The sequence below is a fragment of the Oleiphilus sp. HI0079 genome (assembly GCF_001635105.1).
In genome coordinates this window covers 1-20,682 of record NZ_LWFT01000528.1, presented here as the reverse complement: position 1 = coordinate 20,682, position 20,682 = coordinate 1, and the positions used below count along the sequence as shown (strand labels likewise).

General features: G+C 44.9%; 17 protein-coding genes. 5 read left to right on the top strand and 12 right to left on the bottom strand.

All coding sequences use genetic code 11. The features are described from left to right. On the top strand, positions 1 to 329 hold a 329-nt coding region (locus A3750_RS07760), incomplete at its 5' end, for an FAD-dependent oxidoreductase (RefSeq protein ID WP_156498481.1). A gap of 79 nt (positions 330 to 408) precedes the next feature. Here A3750_RS07760 and A3750_RS07755 read toward each other — a convergent pair. Beyond that, complete coding sequence (locus A3750_RS07755; RefSeq protein ID WP_068455471.1) at positions 409 to 1,776, bottom strand: glutamine synthetase family protein; 1,368 nt, start codon at positions 1,774 to 1,776, stop codon at positions 409 to 411. Positions 1,777 to 2,019: 243 nt separating this feature from the next. Between A3750_RS07755 and A3750_RS07750 the strand changes: the two genes are divergently transcribed. Both A3750_RS07750 and speB read left to right on the top strand, forming a co-directional pair. Next, complete coding sequence (locus tag A3750_RS07750; RefSeq protein WP_068455468.1) at positions 2,020 to 3,369, top strand: glutamine synthetase family protein; 1,350 nt, start codon at positions 2,020 to 2,022, stop codon at positions 3,367 to 3,369. Between the two features lie 38 nt (positions 3,370 to 3,407). After that, entirely contained in the window at positions 3,408 to 4,376 is a 969-nt protein-coding gene (gene speB, locus A3750_RS07745) for an agmatinase (protein ID WP_068465975.1), read from the top strand. Between the two features lie 2 nt (positions 4,377 to 4,378). On the opposite strand, the gene A3750_RS07740 is transcribed toward speB, so the two are convergent. Beyond that, on the bottom strand, positions 4,379 to 4,879 hold the full coding sequence (locus A3750_RS07740) for an Lrp/AsnC ligand binding domain-containing protein (RefSeq protein ID WP_369819930.1): 501 nt from the start codon (positions 4,877 to 4,879) through the stop codon (positions 4,379 to 4,381). Between the two features lie 142 nt (positions 4,880 to 5,021). On the opposite strand from A3750_RS07740, the gene ald reads away from it, so the two are divergent. Next, the gene (gene ald, locus A3750_RS07735) at positions 5,022 to 6,134 is read left to right on the top strand and encodes an alanine dehydrogenase (RefSeq protein ID WP_068457920.1); all 1,113 of its coding nucleotides are present in this window, start codon (positions 5,022 to 5,024) and stop codon (positions 6,132 to 6,134) included. A 114-nt stretch (positions 6,135 to 6,248) separates the two neighbouring features. Continuing rightward, positions 6,249 to 7,538 carry an FAD-binding oxidoreductase gene (locus A3750_RS07730; protein ID WP_068457922.1) on the top strand — a complete coding sequence of 430 codons (1,290 nt, stop codon included), beginning with the start codon at positions 6,249 to 6,251 and terminating at the stop codon, positions 7,536 to 7,538. Positions 7,539 to 7,609: 71 nt separating this feature from the next. Here the strand turns inward: A3750_RS07730 and A3750_RS07725 are convergent, their stop codons facing one another. The 10 genes from A3750_RS07725 to dnaA form a co-directional block, all read right to left on the bottom strand. Beyond that, positions 7,610 to 8,704 carry a polyamine ABC transporter substrate-binding protein gene (locus A3750_RS07725; protein ID WP_068457924.1) on the bottom strand — a complete coding sequence of 365 codons (1,095 nt, stop codon included), beginning with the start codon at positions 8,702 to 8,704 and terminating at the stop codon, positions 7,610 to 7,612. A gap of 114 nt (positions 8,705 to 8,818) precedes the next feature. Next, entirely contained in the window at positions 8,819 to 9,658 is an 840-nt protein-coding gene (locus A3750_RS07720; protein ID WP_068457926.1) for an ABC transporter permease subunit, read from the bottom strand. After that, positions 9,645 to 10,574: an ABC transporter permease subunit gene (locus A3750_RS07715; protein WP_068457928.1), complete on the bottom strand. Its 930-nt coding sequence runs from the start codon at positions 10,572 to 10,574 to the stop codon at positions 9,645 to 9,647. Before A3750_RS07715 ends, A3750_RS07720 begins: the two co-directional genes overlap by 14 nt. After that, positions 10,571 to 11,701: an ABC transporter ATP-binding protein gene (locus A3750_RS07710; protein ID WP_068457930.1), complete on the bottom strand. Its 1,131-nt coding sequence runs from the start codon at positions 11,699 to 11,701 to the stop codon at positions 10,571 to 10,573. The genes A3750_RS07715 and A3750_RS07710 overlap by 4 nt, the downstream gene beginning before the upstream one ends. A gap of 259 nt (positions 11,702 to 11,960) precedes the next feature. Further along, entirely contained in the window at positions 11,961 to 12,467 is a 507-nt protein-coding gene (locus A3750_RS07705; RefSeq protein WP_068544184.1) for a GNAT family N-acetyltransferase, read from the bottom strand. 77 nt (positions 12,468 to 12,544) lie between these two features. Continuing rightward, positions 12,545 to 14,965, bottom strand: coding sequence for a DNA topoisomerase (ATP-hydrolyzing) subunit B (gyrB, locus tag A3750_RS07700; protein WP_068457935.1), 2,421 nt, complete (start codon positions 14,963 to 14,965; stop codon positions 12,545 to 12,547). 31 nt (positions 14,966 to 14,996) lie between these two features. After that, on the bottom strand, positions 14,997 to 16,121 hold the full coding sequence (gene recF, locus A3750_RS07695) for a DNA replication/repair protein RecF (protein ID WP_068465976.1): 1,125 nt from the start codon (positions 16,119 to 16,121) through the stop codon (positions 14,997 to 14,999). A gap of 116 nt (positions 16,122 to 16,237) precedes the next feature. Further along, a complete protein-coding gene (locus A3750_RS07690; RefSeq protein ID WP_068458799.1) occupies positions 16,238 to 17,512 on the bottom strand; it encodes an AarF/ABC1/UbiB kinase family protein in 1,275 nt (424 codons plus the stop codon). Positions 17,513 to 17,531: 19 nt separating this feature from the next. Then, on the bottom strand, positions 17,532 to 18,635 hold the full coding sequence (dnaN, locus tag A3750_RS07685; protein ID WP_068458798.1) for a DNA polymerase III subunit beta: 1,104 nt from the start codon (positions 18,633 to 18,635) through the stop codon (positions 17,532 to 17,534). A 16-nt stretch (positions 18,636 to 18,651) separates the two neighbouring features. Beyond that, complete coding sequence (gene dnaA / locus A3750_RS07680) at positions 18,652 to 20,130, bottom strand: chromosomal replication initiator protein DnaA (RefSeq protein WP_068458797.1); 1,479 nt, start codon at positions 20,128 to 20,130, stop codon at positions 18,652 to 18,654. Between the last annotated feature and the right edge of the window lie 552 nt (positions 20,131 to 20,682).

Here is a 20,682-nt window from a genome sequence, read left to right as displayed (position 1 = left end):
CACATATTGAACGCGTGTTCCCGACGCTCACTGATATCAAGCTAGATTATTCTTGGGGTGGAGACTTCTTATTAACGATGAACCGCCTCCCCCAGTTTGGCCGCATTAATAACTCGATTTACTATGCACAAGGTTACAGTGGGCATGGCGTAACAACCACCCACCTAGCCGGTAAGCTAATTGGTGAAGTCGTGAAAGGTCAGGCTGAACGGTTTGATGCATTTGCGTCACTCAGACACATGCCTTTTCCTGGCGGACAAATGTTTAGAGTGCCCTATACGGCAATCGGCGCGTTTTACTACGGCCTGCGCGACAAAATGGGAATATAAAATACAGCGAAGCGCTTACAAAAAAGCCGATGCTGTCTGCATCGGCTTTTCACATTATCAAAGGCTTAAGTTTAAGTTCCTAGACATTGGGTAGAATAAGCGCATATTCCATCGGCGTTATTTGCTGCTCAAAAAGATAGACATTTCGCCACTTCACTTCCTGATAGACCTCAACAAAGCGCTTACCGAACCATTTCGCAACACGTTCGTCATTGGCCATCGCGCGCAATGAATCTCGCTGATTATCCGGAACACGTGGGGCATCGGTTTCATAACCATTGCCTACCGTCCTAGCAGGCGGACTCATCTTGTTCTCAATACCTTCCAGAATTCCAGCAATTAATGCCGTCGTTGCTAAATATGGATTTGCGTCTGCGCCGGGCATCCGATTCTCTATACGACGAGAACTCGCTCCTCCAGCAGGAACGCGCATCGCGACCGAACGGTTATCAATACCCCATGTAAGTTGAGTCGGTGCAAACGAATCTGGCGCAAGACGGCGATAGCTGTTGATGGTCGGGCAGTATAAAGCTTGAACACCATCCGCCATATCGAGCAAACCAGCAATCGCATGTCCTAACAGTTTATTGTCGGTTGGCTCACCTTCACCAAACAGATTATTGCCCACCTCATCTAACAAACTTAGATGAATATGTAGCCCATTGCCGGCTTCATCAATGTACGGCTTCGCCATGAAGGTCGCCTCAATACCATGCTTACTGGCGACAGCATTGATAACACGCTTCAACAATACTGCATCATCAACAGCCTTCATAATGTCTTGGGTATAATCTAGGTTAACTTCGAACTGACCAGGCGCGTATTCAGCGATCACAGCATCAGCTGGGATATTCTGAGCACGAGCCATTTCTAATACGTCTCGGATAAAGAAGTCATAATTATCCAGATCCTGCATAGAATAGACCTGCGTAGATGTCATGCGTTGTCCTGAGACAGGAGAGATAGGTGCCTGTAATGAACCATCCTCTTTACGCTCACGATCTATCAAGTAAAACTCTAACTCCAGTGCGACACCCGCCTTGTAACCAAGACGGTGTAACTGATCGACCGCTTTTTTCAGAATATGACGAGGAAAGATTTCTAGCGGCTGCGCGTTACTCTCGTACATTTCGCACAAAGCTTGAGCCCTATCGCCACTGTCATGCCACGGCGCGAGTTGCAAAGTGCCGGGCACGGGCTTACAGATTCGATCAGAATCTCCGGTTTCGATACCAAGCCCGGTTTCGTCCACTGTGGCGCCTGTCGCATCAAGCGCCAGCACAGATTGAGGCAAGCAAAAACCAGACTCATACACTTTCCGCAGTAATGATCGCTCGACCCGTTTACCGCGCAATACGCCATCCAGATCAGCAACTAACAATTCGATCGTTTCAACCTGGGGGTTCTGCTCTAGAAACTGTTCAACTTCTGTTAAAGCTTCACTCATTTGCTATCCTATCTTTAACTAGTTTGCCGTGCGTCCAGCAATTCTCGATTCATAAAGTGTAGTTAGTATTGAACATAGTATAAAATATATTGAACAACTCTCCAACGGAAGTATAGGCTTTTCGTTCGAAATATTTTATGCTTATGTAGCATAAGTCAAACATCAACGTCTTATTCCACAGCTTTCTGACGCAAATCAAGCCTGTTGTGGAATAAGAACGAAATTAGTCAAAAGAGCCAAATCATGAAAAACATCCAAAAATGGTTGAAAGAGCGACAAGTCACTGAAGTCGAATGTATTACAAGCGACCATACAGGAATAGCGCGTGGAAAAATCATGCCGACGGAGAAGTTTATAGCAGAGAAAGGGATTCGGCTGCCCGAATCGGTCATGTTGCAAACAGCAACGGGTGATTATCCAGACGATGATCTCTACTATCGGCTGCTTGACGATTGCGACATCGACATGATTCTCAAACCAGATGAAGGAGCCATGTTCATGGTTCCGTGGGCGCTCGAGCCATCCGCGCAAATCATTCATGATTGCTTCGATAAAATGGGTAACGAAGTCAGCCTGTCAGCGAGGACAGTATTAAAGCGAGTTCTTGCACTTTATGAGGCGAAAGGTTGGGAGCCAATCGTTGCTCCCGAAGTCGAGTTTTACCTAACGAAACGCTGCACCGACCCAGATTTACCATTAGATCCACCAATCGGTCGCTCCGGTTTACCCGAAAGCGGACGCCAGTCCTTCAGTATCGATGCGGCAAACGAATTCGACCCAATCATCGAAGATATCTACGACTGGTGTGAAGAGATGAACCTCGATATCGATACCCTCATCCACGAAGAGGGGCCGGCTCAGCTAGAATTCAACTTCCGCCATGGCAATGCTTTGAAGCTTGCAGACCAAGTATTTATCTTCAAACGTACCGTGCGTGAGGCAGCACTAAAACACAAGATCGGTGCGACGTTCATGGCTAAACCGATTGAAAACGAACCCGGCAGTGCAATGCACATTCACTGTTCTGTGATCGATAAAAATGGCAACAATATCTTCTCGGATGAAGATGGCAGCGCTTCTAGTCTGTTCCATAGCTTTGTTGCTGGCCTTCAAACTTACATCCCAAAAGCGATGCCTATCTTTGCACCAAATGTTAATAGTTATCGCCGCTACCTGCCCGGCGCCGACGGTAACGCGCCTGTTAACTTGGAATGGGGTGTTGAGAACCGAACAGTGGGACTTCGTGTTCCAGAATCTTCGCCGCAAGCTCGACGCATTGAAAACCGACTCCCGGGAGCGGACACCAATCCATATCTTGCGCTCGCTGCCAACCTAGCCTGTGGCTACCTGGGAATGGTCAATGCCATGACGCCTCGAAAGCCTGTGACCGCTCGCCATGGCGAAGAAGCTGGCCAAGAGATACCATTTAACCTTGAATCAGCGTGCGACGAGATGGGCGCTTGTGACGAGATTCGCGAGATACTCGGAGCGGATTTTGTAGATGGCTACATTGGCACTCGTCGAGCAGAATACGAAGGTTTTAAACGCGTTATCAGTTCTTGGGAACGCGAATTCTTGCTTTCGACCGTATAAAACGAATACCAATCAGTAAATAAGGCGACGAGGCAGACATGTCTGAAGATTTTGATCAATATAGCCACGGCGACCTGGCGTTTACACGCAAGGGGCCTTACGGCACTCAAGTTGAACCCATGTATTCTGGTGCGACCAGCTTCTTACGCCGTAATTATTCGAAAGTTCTAGAGGGCGTTGATGTCGCAGTAGTCGGTATTCCCTACGACCTAGCGACCTCAAACCGGCCAGGTGCGCGACTCGGACCAAGGTCTGTGCGAGCTGCATCGACAAATCTAGCATGGGCGTCGCCGTGGCCGTGGACTTTTGACCCTTTTGATCGACTCAATGTCATTGATTATGGAGACTGCGTATTTGATCCCGGTTATCCAGATAAAGTTCCAAGTGAGATAGAAGCCTATTACGACCGAATTGTTGATGCAGGTGTAACACCATTATCAATCGGTGGAGACCACTTTGTTACTTATCCGGTTATTAAAGCGCTCGCTAAAAAGCATGGGCCAATCTCTCTTATTCATTTTGATGCGCATAGCGACACCTGGACCGATGATGACGGGCGAATTGATCACGGAACAATGTTTTATCATGCCGCTAAGCAAGGGATTACCGCGCCCGAGCGATCGGTACAGATTGGTATGCGCACCGTCAACAAAGATACGCATGGCTACTTAGTTCTTGATGCAGATTGGCTACACAGTCGCGGTATTGAAGCGTGTATCGAGCAGGTTCACAATCGTGTAGGGAACAACCCCTGTTACATTACCTTTGATGTGGATTTTCTAGATCCGAGCTGCGCACCAGGTACCGGAACGCCTGTCTGTGGCGGCTTCAATACCTATCAGGCTATCCAGCTTATCAAAGGGCTTACGGGGCTCAACATCATTGGTTGCGACGTTGTCGAAGTCGCTCCGCCTTATGATCACGCAGAAATGACCGCCCTTGCCGGTGCGACCATTGCCACGAATATGCTTTGTCTACTGGCTGCAGATCAACCTGATAGAGTCTAAAGCTAGTTTCGGCGAAGTTTTAAGTACGTGGTGTCTTTTACTTGCTCCATCACCACAAGAGTGGTGGACTCTTGCACTCCCGGTAAAGACAAAAGCGTGTCTCCAAGAAATTTTCGATAATGGTCCATATTGGCCACCCTCGCCTTTATCAGATAATCAAAGTTACCGGATATCAAAAAGCACTCTTGCACTTCGTCCAAGGCGATTGCGGCCTCTTTAAACTCTTCAAAGATGTCGTGCGACATACGTACTAGCCGAATCTGAACGAAAACGATCAGATTGCTATGCAAGTATTCCGGATCAAGCAAAGCGGTATAGCCTTTGATAATCCCCTCTTTCTCTAAACGCTTAACACGTTCCATACAAGGGCTCGTCGTCAGACCCACTCGACGCGCCAATTCTGCGTAACTAATACGCCCGTCTTTTTGTAGTTCGTCCAGTATGTGCAGGTCGATCTTACTGAGTTCTTTACGTTCTTCCACTTTATGGTATGCCCCAACAATAACAGCAATATTTGCTTAATTATAACCAGTATTCAGTAGATTATTCTGCTTAATAACAAAAATATCGGCAAAATACATAAATAATTCTGAGCTTTTTTTCCTATTATTTCTTCGTTGAAATCACCCTTTTGGAGACGTAACAATGCTTATCGGTGTACCTAAAGAAATTAAGAATCATGAGTATCGAGTTGGTTTAACACCTGCAGGAGTAAGAGAGCTCTCAGAACATGGCCATAAAGTGATGATTCAAGCAAATGCCGGTGAAGGAATTGGTATCAGTGACGAGTTATATGTGGACGCTGGTGCTGAAATCGTATCAGACGCCCCCGAGATTTTTGAACGTGCAGAGATGATCATTAAGGTAAAAGAGCCTCAGCCGAACGAGTGTAAAATGTTATGTGAAGGCCAACTACTCTTTACCTATCTTCATCTAGCTCCAGACCCAACTCAAACAGAGTTACTTCTTGCATCAGGCGTTAGCGCCATTGCCTATGAAACAATTACTGACGATAAAGGTACTCTGCCGCTTCTCGCTCCGATGAGTGAAGTTGCTGGCCGTATGGCGATTCAAGCTGGTGCGCACAGTCTAGAAAAAGCGCAAGGCGGCAATGGCATGTTGCTTGGTGGTGTTCCAGGTGTATCTCCTGCAAAAGTAAGCGTTATTGGTGGAGGTGTGGTTGGGCTGAATGCTGCTAGAATGGCTGCAGGTATGGGTGCTGACGTGACGATTCTTGATCGCAACTTAGACCGTTTGAAACAAATCGACGATATGTTTGGCCCCAATATTAAGACCTTATACAGCACGTCAGAAGCCATTCATTCTGAAGTAATAAGCGCTGATCTCATCATTGGCGCAGTACTTATCCCCGGTGCAGCGGCACCGAAGCTGGTTACAAAAGCAATGCTCTCAGAAATGAAAGATGGAGCTGTGCTTGTAGACGTTGCGATTGATCAAGGCGGCTGTTTTGAAACATCGAAAGCAACAACACACGCAGCGCCCACCTACGAGATTGATGGCGTCGTCCACTACTGTGTTGCCAATATGCCGGGCGGTGTAGCTCGTACCTCGACGTTTGCGCTGACCAACGCGACCCTACCTTATGCAATCAAGCTTGCGAATCAGGGTCTTGCCGCGTTAAAGGGTGACAAACATCTACTCGCGGGTCTGAATGTCCACAAAGGCCAAGTGACTAACCGCCCAGTATGCGACGCACTTGGATACGACTTGGTTGATCCAGCGGAAGCGATCTCTTAACCACGAGTCCTCACCCGCGAGAAAACGGCCCTCTGGGCCGTTTTTGCTTTCTAGGCCCAGGGGTGTGTTATATAATAATCTAGTCGTTTAATATTTTTTACATTGGTGATAAACATGGCTGAAAATCGCTGCGCTGCCTATTACACAGCAACCCTCAATAAAGAGAGTGATTACCCGAAATTAGAAGGCGACGTTACAGCCGACGTTGCCATCATTGGTGGCGGCTTTACTGGAGTGAATACGGCAATTGAACTGGCAGAGAAAGGCTATTCGGTTGTTGTGATTGAAGCGAACAAAATTGCTTGGGGCGCCACCGGAAGAAATGGCGGTCAAGTAACAGGAAGCTTATCCGGCGATGCGGCAATGGTTAAAAACATGCGGAAAACCATTGGAACAGAAGCGGAAGATTTTGTTTGGAACTTGCGGTGGCGCGGGCATGACATTATCAAAAACCGAATTGCCAAGTATGGAATCGAATGCGATCTGAAGTTTGGGCACCTTCATACTGCTTATAAACCGAGCCATATGCCGGAGCTAGAGGCTAGCTTCAACGAAGCCGTTCGTCGTGGAATGGGTGATGACGTATGTTTACTCAAGCGCGAAGAGATACCAGATTACCTCGATACTGACATCTATCACGGTGCTATTTATAACAAGCGCAATATGCACCTGCATTCAGCGAATCTATGCCTGGGGGAAGCGGAAGCAGCAAGCTCTTTAGGGGTGAGAATCTTCGAAGATTCAAAAGTAACGGACATCGAGCACGGTGTCACTCCGGCCGTGATTACTGAGTTTGGTAAAGTGACAGCGAAGAAAGTTATGCTCGCGGGTAACGCCTATCATAAGCTCGAACGCTCAAAAATGGGTGGCAAAATTTTTCCTTGCGCTGGCGGGTTGGTAGCCACTGCGCCATTAGGCGAAGAGTTGGCCAATGTAATCAACCCGAAGGATCTTGCTGTCTACGATTGTCGTTTCGTGCTCGATTACTATCGCCTGACCGCCGACAAACGTCTTCTTTTTGGTGGTGGCGCTAATTACAGTGGCAAGCCCACCCGCGATATAGAGGCAGAATTGCGCCCGGCGATTGAGCGGACATTTCCTAAGTTAAAAGGGATTCAAATTGACTACCAATGGAGTGGCATGATGGGGATTGTCATAAACCGCATTCCTCAGCTTGGCCAACTTTCAGCAAACGTATTTTATGCCCAAGGGTATTCTGGTCATGGTATTGCAAGCTCACACATTATCAGCGAGATTATGGCCAATGCGCTTGATGGTGAGCTAAGGGAGTTTGATATTTTTGCTGAGTGTCCGCACATACGCGTTCCCGGTGCGGAATGGCTTGGTAACCAGTTCTTGGCAATTGGAATGTGGTATTACGTGATGCTCGAAAAGCTGCGATAAAAAACTCAAACCTAAAAAAACCGGCTTAAAGCCGGTTTTTTTATTGTAGCTATCTCTGCTACAAGATCCTATTACTTGCCGCTTTTCAAAGCAGTCCACATACGTGAACCGGCACGATCAAATTTAGGACCGTAGACTGGGAACGTAAACAAGTTCTTCTCTACTTCAGGCGTTGGATAAATAGCCGGATCCGATGTGATCTCTTCATCAATTAACTCCTTTGAAGATGGCACTGCATTCGGGTACCAGACATAGTTCGAAACACCGGCAATCACATCTTTACGCATCAAGAAATCAAGAAACGCATGTGCATTGTCCGAATTTGCTGCATCTTTTGGAATCGCGAGCATGTCGAACCAAAGACCAGCTCCTTCTTTAGGAATGATATAAGCGACTTCTACGCCATTCTCTGCTTCTGCTGCACGGTCAACGGCTTGTAAGATATCACCCGACCAGCCAACTGAGAGACAAACATCGCCATTGGCCAAGTCATTGATGTACTGTGAAGAATGGAAATAACGAACGTGAGGGCGAACGCCGTCCAGAAGGTCTTTTACCTTACCATTCAGCAGTTTAGTATCCGTCGACTTTGGATCTTCGCCTAGGTAGTTCAGTGCCGTGGGTACAAGTTCATCCCAAGCATCTAAGATAGTAATACCACAATCGGCTAACTTTGCCGCTAATTCAGGCTTGAAGACCAAGTCCCAAGTATCAGTGGGCATGTCTTCGCCTAAACGCTCTGCAACTTTGCCTACGTTGATACCAATACCGGTGGTACCCCATAAATAAGGAACAGAATGCGCGTTATTTGGATCTAGTGCAGAGAGTTTTTCCATCATGGCCGCATCAAGATTCTTGTGATTTGGCAGTTTTGACATATCCAATTCTTGAAATACGCCCGCCTGAATCTGTCGTGCCATAAACGTAGCGGAAGGAACAACTACATCGTAACCCGTTTTACCAGAAAGCAACTTAGCCTCTAGAACGTCATTACTATCGAAAACATCATAAGTAACCTTGATGCCTGTTTCAGCTTCAAAATTCGCTAATGTATCTTCAGCAATGTAATCAGACCAGTTGTACACATTAAGGGTTTTGTCCGCTAACACGCCAGCAGAAGCCATCGCACATGTACTAGCAAGTACAATATTTTTTATCGTTTTCATAAGTTCTCCTCGATTACACCAATTATTGGTTTTCTTGAGGTGCGGTCTGTTTTCCACTAGCCCGCACATAATCCATTAAGCCTTAGTTTTTTATGCCTTAAGTCTTTGATTAATCTACTTACTGTAAGCAGATTGAATCTCCTTTTGTCGTTGCAATTCATTTCTTCGCATAATCCACCAAGCAATAAATGCTGCGACGGATACCGCAAGCACTAGCAACGTTGCTAGCGCATTGATCTTAGGGCTCACTCCAAGTCTGACGCTTGAGAATACAACCATTGGTAATGTAGTAGAACCTGGGCCGGATACAAAACTCGCAATGACCAAATCATCAAGTGATAATGTAAAAGCGAGTAACCAACCTGCCAACAAAGCCGGAGCGACTATTGGCAAAGTGATATATATGAACACCTGTAACTTGTTCGCGCCAAGATCCATTGCAGCTTCCTCAAGACGTTGGTCCAGCTCTCTTAGCCGAGCGGATACAACAACAGCCACATAAGCCATGTTAAACGTTGTGTGTGCAATCCAAATCGTCATCGCTCCCCGTTCGGAAGGCCAGCCAATCATCTGGGACAATGTCACAAACAACAATAACAACGACAAGCCGGTGATCACCTCGGGCATAACCAAGGGAGCGGTAATCATACCGGTAAATAAGGTCTTTCCCTTGAATGCGCCTGATCGAACCAGCGCTATTGCGGCCAACGTGCCTAGTGCCACAGCCGCGCTAGCGCTCAGAAAAGCAATTTTTAAACTCATCCAGACAGCATTCATCATTTGCTCGTCTTCAAACAGTTCGCCATACCACTTGGTAGAGAATCCAGCCCAAACCGTGACCAAGCGCGACTCATTAAACGAGTAGACAATCAAAATAAAGATAGGCAAATAGAGGAATAGAAATCCGCCAAAAAGGATTGCCCAGGAAAGCGTATTTGTTTTATTCGTGCTCACTGGCTTTCTCCTCAAAATCTTTTGCCTGATACCGCTGGAAGATCGTTATGGGAATAATCAGTAATACGAGCATAATTACCGCTACGGCCGCAGCTCCCGGCCAATTGCGGGCATTGAAGAACTCGCTCCACAATAACTTACCAATCATGAGCGTATCGGGACCACCTAACAACTCAGGTATAACAAACTCCCCTACGGACGGAATAAATACCAACATCGAGCCTGCAATAATTCCCGAAATCGAAAGGGGCAACGTTATTTTGAAAAAAGAACCTACTGGAGTAGCACCGAGATCGGCCGCTGCTTCAAGTAAACGCCCATCATGCTTAACTAAGTTGGTGTATATGGGCAGTACCATAAATGGAAGATAGGCATAGACGATACCAATATAAACGGCTATCGGCGTATGTAGGATCGCCAAGGGTTCATCAATGATTCCGACCCCCATTAAAGCATTGTTGAGCAATCCATTGGTCTTAAGAATACCAATCCAAGCATAGATACGAATCAAAAATGACGTCCATGACGGCATGATCACGAGCATCAGTGCTAGATTTCTCGAATGTGGCGGCAGTTTAGCGATCGCATAGGCAATCGGGTAGCCAATTAAAAGACAGAGCAATGTCGAAACAAAAGCGATCTTAACCGAGCTGATATAGCCGCTTAGGTAAAGATCGTACTCATATAAGTCTATGTAATTAAATAGATTCAGGCTGATCGTATACACATCGTCAACAAAGCTCGTTAACGGCGTATAAGGAGGCTGTGCAATTTGTGACTCACTGAAGGAAATCTGTAGAACAATGAGAAATGGCACAAGAAAAAACAACAAGAGCCAAGAATAAGGTAAAAAAACAACCAGCTTCTTCCCTAGCTTTCTCGTTGGTTTAAGAAGTGTGCTGACTAAGGAACTCATGAGGTTAACACGACCCCGCTTGTTTCTGCCCAACTTACATAAACATCGTCTTCCCACGTAAGTCGAGGTTCTTCCGCCCCACCCCAGCGATCACTGTTCGCCATAGAGACAAGTACAATTTTCCCGCCACCGATATCGACATGATAGATCGAATGACTTCCAAGATAGGCTATATCTTTGATCACTCCCCGAGCGTAGTTACATGATTGATCTGGCTTGTTTCTCGAGATACTTACTTTTTCAGGCCTTAGTGCAAAAGCCATGTCCATACCGATATTCCCAACGACACCATGAGCTGCCCGAATCGGAACTTCGAGCTGGGAACAAGTCAGCTCCGCATGATCAGGTTCATCCTTCGACATCTTACCTTCAAAGATATTAACCGAACCGATAAACTCCGCTGTCATCCGGCTATTGGGGTTTTCATACACATCAAACGGCGCACCAACTTGACGAATCACACCTTGGTCCATAATCCCGACACGCGATGCCATGGTCATGGCTTCTTCCTGGTCGTGTGTAACCATCACACATGTCACTTCAACAGACTCAAGTATGTCGACGATTTCCAGCTGCATTTGCGTACGAAGCTTCTTATCAAGAGCGCCCATTGGCTCGTCTAAGAGTAACAATTTTGGTTCTTTAGCGAGACTCCGCGCTAACGCCACGCGTTGTTGCTGTCCACCGGATAACTGATGAGGCTTACGGTTCGCATACTCACTCATTCTAACTAAGGTCAGTACTTCTGCTACCTTCGCCTTAATAGCGGGTTTGCTCAACTTATCGTGCTTCAAACCGAATGCGATGTTCTGTTCAACGGTCATATGCGGAAATAAAGCATATGACTGAAACATCATGTTGATCGGTCTTTGATAAGGGGGAATCCTGGCCATTGATTGGCCATCCAACAGTATCTCTCCGCTAGTGAGACTCTCAAAGCCGGCTAGCATTCTTAGAAGAGTCGATTTACCGCAGCCTGAAGCACCTAGCAGTGCAAATATCTCTCCCTGGTATATCTCTAAGCTCACATCGTTTACAGCTCTAAAGCCGTCAAATTCCTTAGTGACGCTTTTTAATTGTACTTGTACTTTTGGTTGCGAGAGTTTGTTTGGTTCGCTGAGGGACATTCACTAGCTCCGGGCTAAACGGTTACTGCTTGTTTTGGTTTAAGCCTAATGTAAAGCAAATAGGCTGCCAAAAATATTGTTATTTAATACACAAGTGTTCGTTTTATTATACACGCACTATAAAACAACATTAGCCGACTGGAAACAAGAGCGGTTTGGTAATTAGTCTGTATGATCAAGACGATCTGTTAGATATTTCGCAATTTGATGAGAATATGGAAGGTCTAGAATAACGTCGTCTGCGTTATTTTGGTGCGCTTTATAATTCTACCCGCATCATTTTTGCGCCGTTACCGTACTTGGCCAAACTAGCCTCGTCTGCAGAGTTCACCACTTCAAAGCCTGCAACCTTACTCCAAAAGGAGCTGGATGCCTGCACTGCAACTAAAGTCATACTCTTCGCCCCCTTCGACTTCACTTCTGAGAGTAAACGCTCGACCGTAAGCTTACCAAGACCTCTTCCAGAACAAGATGGGTTCAACGCCATATCATGAAGGAAAACGTTCGTTTCCTCGCTATTTATAGAGGATAGTTTTTTTGAATTTAAGGGTGGAATTTGCGTCCTAGAGTAAGGATGCGCGAGTACGTAGCCAAGAACGTGGTGCGTAAGCTCATCCTGAATCAAGAAGCAGAAGTGTCCTAGGATATCCGCTTTTTCTTTGAGTACTTCAATATCCTCGACTAAGTCAGAAGAGTAAGCAAGGCGTTGGACACGGTCTACCTCCCGCCAATCTGCTAAGTCAGAGATGCTCACTAGTTTGATCATTGCCTTTCCCTCATATAAAAAAACCATGTAGTTGCATCAGCAAAAACATGGTTTTAATAAAACTTGGAACAGTCTTGCTAGACGTCCAGGTTAGTAACCTCAAGCGCGTTTGACTGAATGAAATCTCTACGTGGTTCCACTTCATCACCCATTAAGGTTGTGAAAATCAGGTCTGCCGCGACAGCATCCTCAATCGTCACCTTCATCATACGGCGAGTCTCCGGATCCATTGTCGTTTCCCATAACTGATCAGGATTCATCTCCCCCAAGCCTTTATAACGCTGAATCGCTAGTCCACGCTGTGCTTCTTTCATCAGTAAATCGAGCATTTGACCGAAATCAGAAACGGGTATTTTCTTCTCACCCTTTTGCACATACGCTGACTCTTCAAGCAAGCCTAGTAAAGCCTCAGATGTTTTAGAGATGGCAGCATACGAACCGCCTTCAATAAACTCTGTCTTAAGAATATAACTGGTAGAAATACCGTGCACGTATACATCGATCTTAGGCAGGAAAACGCTGTGCTCTTTATCTTCAAACACGCTTGCCATGTAATTAGTTCCGGTCGCCTTGTCCAAACCAAGATGTTCGGAAAACGCGCTAACCCACTCTTCAACCTGAGACTGATCTTTCAAAGATGCAGCATCTAAGCGACGTACTTTTAAAAGCGCGTTCAATGCTTTCTCAGGATAACTGCGTGATAACTTGCCTATGGTGTCTTTCGCCAACCGATAACTATTTACCAATGTTTCTAATGCTTCTCCAGTAAGAGCAGGAGCACTCTCATTAACAAATAGCTTAGTGTCATCTAAAGCCGATTGCGTTAGGTACGCTTCAAGCGATTTTTCATCTTTCAAATATTGCTCTTGCTTACCCTTTTTGACTTTATATAGAGGAGGCATAGCGATAAAAACATATCCCCGCTCTATAATTTCACGCATCTGTCTGAAGAAGAAAGTCAGCAACAATGTACGAATGTGCGAACCGTCAACATCAGCATCCGTCATAATAATGATGCTGTGGTATCTGAGTTTTTCAATATTATATTCTTCACGTCCGATCCCACAACCAAGAGCCGTAATCAGCGTTCCTACCTCTGCAGAAGAAAGCATTTTGTCGAACCGAGCTTTTTCCACATTGAGAATTTTACCCTTGAGGGGAAGGATAGCTTGAGTTTTTCGATCACGTCCTTGCTTCGCTGAACCTCCTGCAGAATCACCCTCCACTATGTAAAGTTCGGACAAGGCAGGATCTTTTTCCTGGCAATCGGCTAGTTTTCCAGGTAATCCCGCAATATCTAGAGCACCCTTTCGGCGGGTCATCTCACGTGCCTTTCTCGCCGCCTCTCGAGCTCGAGCAGCTTCGATCATTTTACCCACGATCAATTTAGCTTCTTGTGGGGCCTCCATCAGATATTCACCAAACGACGAGTTCATCTCCTGCTCTACAGCAGACTTAACTTCAGATGAAACAAGCTTATCTTTCGTTTGAGAAGAAAATTTAGGATCTGGTACTTTTACCGAGATCACGGCCGTCAGTCCTTCTCGAGCGTCATCTCCGGAAGTTGCAACTTTTGCGTTTTTCCCAAGTCCTTCGCGATCAATGTACTGATTGAGCGAACGAGTAAGTGACGCTCTAAACCCAGCTAAGTGAGTACCACCATCGCGCTGTGGGATATTGTTTGTAAAACAATAGATATTTTCTTGGAATCCATCATTCCACTGGAGTGCGACCTCGACTCCTACTCCATCTTCACGCTGTGTAGAGAAATAGAAAACTTGGTTGATCGTCGACTTATTTGTATTCAAATATTCGACAAATGCCTTTAAACCACCTTCATATTCAAATCGCTCTTCTTTACCAGAGCGCTCATCATGAAGAACAATACAGACCCCTGAGTTAAGAAACGCTAACTCTCGAATTCGCTTAGCAAGAAGATCATAGTGAAACTTAATGTTAGTGAACGTCTGTGGCGAAGGTTTAAAATGTACTTGTGTACCGCTGCTCTCGGTTGTACCGACAACTTTCAAACGCTCTTGAGGAACACCATCGTGATATACCTGTTCGTGTACTTCTCCGTTTCTTCTAATCGTTAGCTTTAGAAGACTAGACAACGCGTTAACAACCGATACACCTACACCATGCAGGCCACCTGAAACTTTATAAGTATTGTCATCGAACTTACCGCCAGCGTGGAGAACGGTCATAATTACTTCGGCGGCAGAAATCCCTTCTTCTTCATGGATGTCTGTTGGAATGCCGCGGCCATCATCAGAAACCGTGATAGATTCATCTTCATGAATTACAATCTTGATCTCGGAACAGTATCCGGCCAAAGCCTCATCAATCGAGTTATCTACAACTTCAAAGACCATGTGGTGTAAGCCTGTCCCATCGTCAGTATCACCGATGTACATGCCTGGTCTTTTCCTAACAGCGTCTAGACCTTTGAGGACTTTAATGCTTGAGGAGTCGTACGAATTAGGGGTATCACTCATTGTGTTTCCTGAGATATCTAAGTCTTTATAGTTAATGTATTAGCGGCGTTATCTTACCATGTTCCACGTGAAACATTCTTGTTTTGTGTGATAAATCTAGCTTGGAAATCAAGCGCTCATACAATGAATGATCGAGCCCGGTGGCAATTACACATGTCTCAAGCCCTTGCAATTGACCAAGCAAAACTTCCAAATTCGCTTCGTCTAACTCTGACGCGAGATCATCCAAAAGCAACATACAAGCTTTGTCTGTGGCACCATACAACACTTCAATCTGAGCCAGATGCAGCGCCAACACTAACAGTTTTTGCTGCCCCCTCGACAAACCTTCTTGGACAGGAAGACCATCGTAACTGAACTTCAAGTCTGCCCGATGAGCACCATAGTGCGTGGTGCGTCTTTTAATATCCTTGCCGCGACTAGCGATAAGAGAATCAAAAAGAGATTCACTGTTGGACCAACCCCGTGAATAGCTTACCTGAAGACGTTCCAGTACCTCTTCCCCAAATAAACGAGATGCCCTTAACCAAAAGGTCTCAATCACCCGCTCTATAATCGGCGCTCTGAGACAATGAATACGCTCGCCGAGCTCCGCCAACTGCTGATCCCAAACTGCAATTAGCTGCTCGTCAGGCCGACTTTGCTTCAACAGCGCTGCTCTCTGCTTTAAAACACCAGTGTATCGTTTCCAAACGTCGCCAAAAGAATGTTCCACGTGGAACACTAACCAATCGAATAACCTTCTACGGGAACTAGCACCACCTTCTAATAAGTTAAAACTTCTTGGCTCGACAATCTGAGTCGGCAACACCCAAGCGATCTCCGCAATACTTGCCGCATGCTCACCATCGATTTTCGCTACATAGCGATCGCTTATCGATTTTTTTAAGGCAATAACACGGCGACCATTCCCCGCCCTGCCAACGCCACAAATCACTCCGCGTAGGACAAACTCTTCATACGACCCAATATTAGAAATAATATTCTTCGTCTTGCTAGTACGAAAAGATTTTCCATTCAGCAAGGTATAGATGCTTTCTAGAAAGCTCGTTTTTCCGGAAGCATTGCTACCGAGTAGCACCACGAAATTAGCATCGAGCTGCAATGTTTGGACATCTAAATTCCTAAATCCTGATATAAAAAGCTCTTGCAACATCGTCGGTTAACAACACTCGGTATTAGAAGAATTCATAATAAACTATTAGGAGATCTACATAGAAAAAGAGCGCAACACCCGAAAGAGTGTGCGCTCTCAAAAAGCAATGATTTCGATCAGTGCAACATGCTCAATCGAGAATCAACAAACATGTCCAATTCAGGCGCGAGAATATGGACATATCGATCAAAGTACAAAAATTGTTTAAGCAATAACGCAAATTCTCTAGGAAAGTGAAGACCATTCTCTTCGCCTATCCGGACCATCTCTAACAGTAGATTATTCACATCATCTTCTTCACTGCTAGGATCACCCAACAACGCATAGTCAGGAACCATCACGTCCATCTTATTAAACACACCTTGAAGATCCTTAGATAACAGTGACGGATCAATATCCTTATCGGTCACCCCGATACGAATCATTGCATCAGCCATTCCATCGAAGTTACCAATCATAATTGAAGAAATAAAATCAGATACAGCTTCCCAAGTGCCGGACTGAATACGACCAACAATGCCAAAATCGATAAAACCTATCTTGCCGTTGTCGAGTACCAACAAATTTCCGGCATGTACATCCGCATGGAAAAACTCGCACTGTGTCAGACTAGCAAACCAAGTATTCATGGCCGTAATAAGGGTGCGCTCTGGATCATCACAATACTTTCTAATGCTATCTAAGTCTGTCAACGATGCACCGTAAAATCGTTCCATCGTTAAAATTCGACGCGTACTTGCCTGCTTATATACTTTCGGCACGACAACATCGTCATTACCAGACTCATCAAGGAAAGCGCGAAAGATCTCTAAATTATTCGCTTCTTTGATGAAATCGCATTCTTCCATCATTGTCTTTTGAATTTCATCGACAACGCCAGAAATAGACGTCCATGAAATCTTGGGTGCTACTTTTTCCAGCAAACGAGCCATTGCGTAAAGAAAATTCAAATCCGTTAATAGAACATTCTCAACGCCTGGTTTCTGTACCTTTATAACAACGTCTTCGCCACTAATTAGTCTTGCTGAATGAACTTGCGCTATTGACGCTGAAGCTAAGGGCGTGGGATCAATAAAGCTATATACCTCTTTAGGATCACAACCCAACTCAGATCGAATGATTCTCTCTACGACAGAAAATGGAAAGGGCGATGTTTGATCAAGGCAGTGTTGAAATTCATCGACATAATCCTTTGGGAAAAACGTCGGCGAACTAGCGACAAACTGTCCAAGCTTTATATAAGTTGCACCAAGTTCTTCAAACACTCGTCTCAACAAAACAGGATTAGCCGGGCGGTCGCCCAAAACCCATTTCGCTCCGTTTGTACTAAGTACACGAGCTGTTTGAGTAAGGCGCAAGGCTCCTTTCAATGAATTAAGTACTAATCCCATTTATTCTTCCTCATCCGCGTTAAAGACGCATTGGCATGACGACGTACAAACATCCGTCTTCATCACCAGACTCAATCAAGGCCGACGAACTTGCGTTAGATAATGTCATCTTAACGCTATCTGTTTTGATTGTGCTAAGCACGTCAATTAGATAGCCCACGTTAAACGCTATTTGTAGCTCTTGTCCGTCATAAATAATATCTAAGCTATCTTCGGCCTGCTCATGTTCCGGGTTATTTGCAAACACTTGGACTTGGCCGGGTGACAATTGCAACTGAATACCACGGATATTTTCATGAGACAAAATACTTGCACGTGTAAACATCGCTTTAAGTGATTCACGTTCTGCTACGATAACTTTGTCACCGCCCTGCGGAATTACTCGCTCATACTCAGGAAACTTTCCATCAATAAGCTTAGAAGTAAAACGATAGTTACCTATTTCAGACTGAATATGATTATCGCCAATCAAAATAGCGACTTCATCATCGCTATCGGAAAGTAACCGACTAAATTCCTGTACCCCTTTGCGAGGGACGATAACTTGTAGTTTATCGGCTAAGACTTGATCAGTGTCGACACTCGATAAAGCTAGACGGTGACCATCTGTTGCGACAGTTTTAACGTATTGATTTCCAATCTCTAAAAGCATCCCGTTTAGATAATAGCGGACATCTTGTTGAGCCATCGCGAAAGCAGTCGACTCAAGCATGGACTTAAAAGCGCCCTCGCTAAATCGAACTTCTATATCTTGCTCATTTTCGTCTGTATTCGGAAATTGATCAGCAGGTAACGTCGCCAAGGTAAAATGACTTTTACCAGCATGCAGGTGCGCCTTATCACCCTCTAAACTTAGTTCAACAACCGCATCTGCTGGTAAAGATCTACAAATATCAGAGAGTTTGCGTGCGGGAATAGTAGTGCGGCCCTCGCTAACAATACTTGCTTCTGGAAGCTTACATACCAGCTCCACTTCCATATTCGTACCAGTTAACGAAACAACGCCCTGCTCCGCTACAACAAGAATATTCGACAGTACAGGCATGGTCTGCTTTCGCTCAACCACTCCGGAGATAACCTGTAAAGGGCTTAAAATATCATCTCTGCTAATCGAAAATTTCATCAATGCTTGCCTTACATTACATAGTTAGTTTTCTAATAAAATTTGTGTATTCTTCCCGAATATTAGCATCGCTCTCTTTGAGTTCTGCTATTTTACGGCAAGCATGCAATACCGTCGTATGATCACGTCCACCAAATGCATCACCAATCTCAGGTAGACTATGATTTGTCAGCTCCTTAGACAATGTCATTGCTACCTGTCTTGGCCTAGCTATTGAACGAGTTCTTCTTCTTGACAGTAAATCCGCGACCTTGATCTTATAATACTCAGCCACCGTCTTTTGAATGTTGTTTACGCTGACCTGACGATCATGTACTAACAATAAATCCTTTAAACACTCTTGAGAAAATGCAGGAGTGATATCCTGACCACTGAAATTAGCGTTCGCTGCCACTAATTTCAAAGCACCCTCTAATTCCCGAACATTAGACCGAATTCTGTTTGCGATAAAAAAAGCCGATTCTTCACTAAGCAATACGTTATCTTGTTCTGCTTTACGCATCAAAATAGCAACGCGCGTCTCTAACTCGGGTGGTTCCAATTTCATTGACAACCCCCAACCAAAACGGGATGTCAGACGTTCTTCCATATTTTCAATTTCTTTTGGGTAGCGGTCGCAAGTGAGGATCATTTGCTGACCGCCCTCAAGCAAAGCGTTAAACGTATGAAAAAACTCTTCCTGAGATCTCTCTTTTCCAGCAAAGAATTGAATATCGTCTATCAAAAGCACATCTACAGAACGGTAGTACTTCTTAAACTTGGCAATATCGTTTCGCTGTAATGCCTTAACCATATCCGCTACAAAACGTTCTGAATGTAAGTACACGATCCTCGCTTTTGGATTACGTGCTTTGATCTCATTGCCAACCGCATGCATCAAGTGCGTTTTACCTAGACCAACGTCGCCATATAAAAACAACGGGTTATACGATGCTCCAGGCTTATCTGCAACTTGTACCGCCGCCGCCCTCGCCAACTGGTTAGATTTACCTTCGACGAAGGTATCGAACGTAAATTTGTCATTTAGTGCACTTTTATGCTCTACAACGCCAGTTTCTTTATTGTCCGACGAAGAGGCATCTTTACTTACATGCAGCGCCCGGTTGTTCTCTTTAAAAGAGGAACTCGTCCGCTCAGAGGTGGTTCGCGATTGGCTTACATCGGATATCTGACTAATTCGTGAATTCTTAATTGCGTGTCTATCAGCTTCGATTACCGAACCTTGTGATGCGTTATCTGTAGAACTTGCTTTAGGCGCATGCCCTATTGAGACCCTGACCGGTAAGGATTTACCAGAGAGTTCTACCACCAAATCACCAATACGTTTGCGATAATGATCGTTAACAAAATCGAGGACAAAACGGTTTGGCGCAAATAGGGAGAAAACATCATCGACGATCGCTGCTTGTAATGGTTTCAACCACATATTGAATTTTTGCGCGGACTCCTCCTGTTCTAAACGAGCCAGGCAATTATCCCAAACTGATTCAAGCATTCGCTAACCATATTAGTTATTACGTTCGATATAAAACCTCGTCAATCTACTTAAATAACATCGGGCACTTTGAACAAAGCACGCTATCTAAACGACCAGGAATTTGAGTACTCGAAAACAAGAAGACCACATCAACGTGATGTTGTTTAAAGCAAAACCGTTGAAATTCGTCAATTGCTTCTTTTTTCCAAGAGGATGTGCAGTTTAACGTGTTCAATCGTTACTTTCTAGCCCATCAATTCCAATCGATTCACAGGCTGTGCATAATTTTATTCAATATTTTCAGTAATATACGTACTTATAAACACCATTGTGCACAAAAATACGAGCAAAAATAGTTTAAAAACTTATCCACAGTAAGGGGTTACTAACTTGTGTTTTAACTTATGGATAAAACATTGAATAGTGACCATGAAAACTATCCACAAAACTATACCTCGCACTATACATACACTGTCTACAAGGTTAAGCGTGTACTTACTATTTCCCTAAGTTGTTAATTTTATTCTAAGAAAAAGACTTATTCACAAAAATTGGGTTCGTTAATAATAT

What these genes read in the sequence shown, in the direction of transcription:
- A3750_RS07755 (WP_068455471.1), bottom strand. Translation starts at nt 1,776, where the DNA reads ATGAGTGAAGCTTTAACAGAAGTTGAACAGTTTCTAGAGCAGAACCCC.
- A3750_RS07750 (WP_068455468.1), top strand. Translation starts at nt 2,020, where the DNA reads ATGAAAAACATCCAAAAATGGTTGAAAGAGCGACAAGTCACTGAAGTC.
- speB (WP_068465975.1), top strand. Translation starts at nt 3,408, where the DNA reads ATGTCTGAAGATTTTGATCAATATAGCCACGGCGACCTGGCGTTTACA.
- ald (WP_068457920.1), top strand. Translation starts at nt 5,022, where the DNA reads ATGCTTATCGGTGTACCTAAAGAAATTAAGAATCATGAGTATCGAGTT.
- A3750_RS07730 (WP_068457922.1), top strand. Translation starts at nt 6,249, where the DNA reads ATGGCTGAAAATCGCTGCGCTGCCTATTACACAGCAACCCTCAATAAA.
- A3750_RS07725 (WP_068457924.1), bottom strand. Translation starts at nt 8,704, where the DNA reads ATGAAAACGATAAAAAATATTGTACTTGCTAGTACATGTGCGATGGCT.
- A3750_RS07715 (WP_068457928.1), bottom strand. Translation starts at nt 10,574, where the DNA reads ATGAGTTCCTTAGTCAGCACACTTCTTAAACCAACGAGAAAGCTAGGG.
- A3750_RS07710 (WP_068457930.1), bottom strand. Translation starts at nt 11,701, where the DNA reads ATGTCCCTCAGCGAACCAAACAAACTCTCGCAACCAAAAGTACAAGTA.
- A3750_RS07705 (WP_068544184.1), bottom strand. Translation starts at nt 12,467, where the DNA reads ATGATCAAACTAGTGAGCATCTCTGACTTAGCAGATTGGCGGGAGGTA.
- gyrB (WP_068457935.1), bottom strand. Translation starts at nt 14,965, where the DNA reads ATGAGTGATACCCCTAATTCGTACGACTCCTCAAGCATTAAAGTCCTC.
- recF (WP_068465976.1), bottom strand. Translation starts at nt 16,121, where the DNA reads ATGTTGCAAGAGCTTTTTATATCAGGATTTAGGAATTTAGATGTCCAA.
- A3750_RS07690 (WP_068458799.1), bottom strand. Translation starts at nt 17,512, where the DNA reads ATGGGATTAGTACTTAATTCATTGAAAGGAGCCTTGCGCCTTACTCAA.
- dnaN (WP_068458798.1), bottom strand. Translation starts at nt 18,635, where the DNA reads ATGAAATTTTCGATTAGCAGAGATGATATTTTAAGCCCTTTACAGGTT.
- dnaA (WP_068458797.1), bottom strand. Translation starts at nt 20,130, where the DNA reads ATGCTTGAATCAGTTTGGGATAATTGCCTGGCTCGTTTAGAACAGGAG.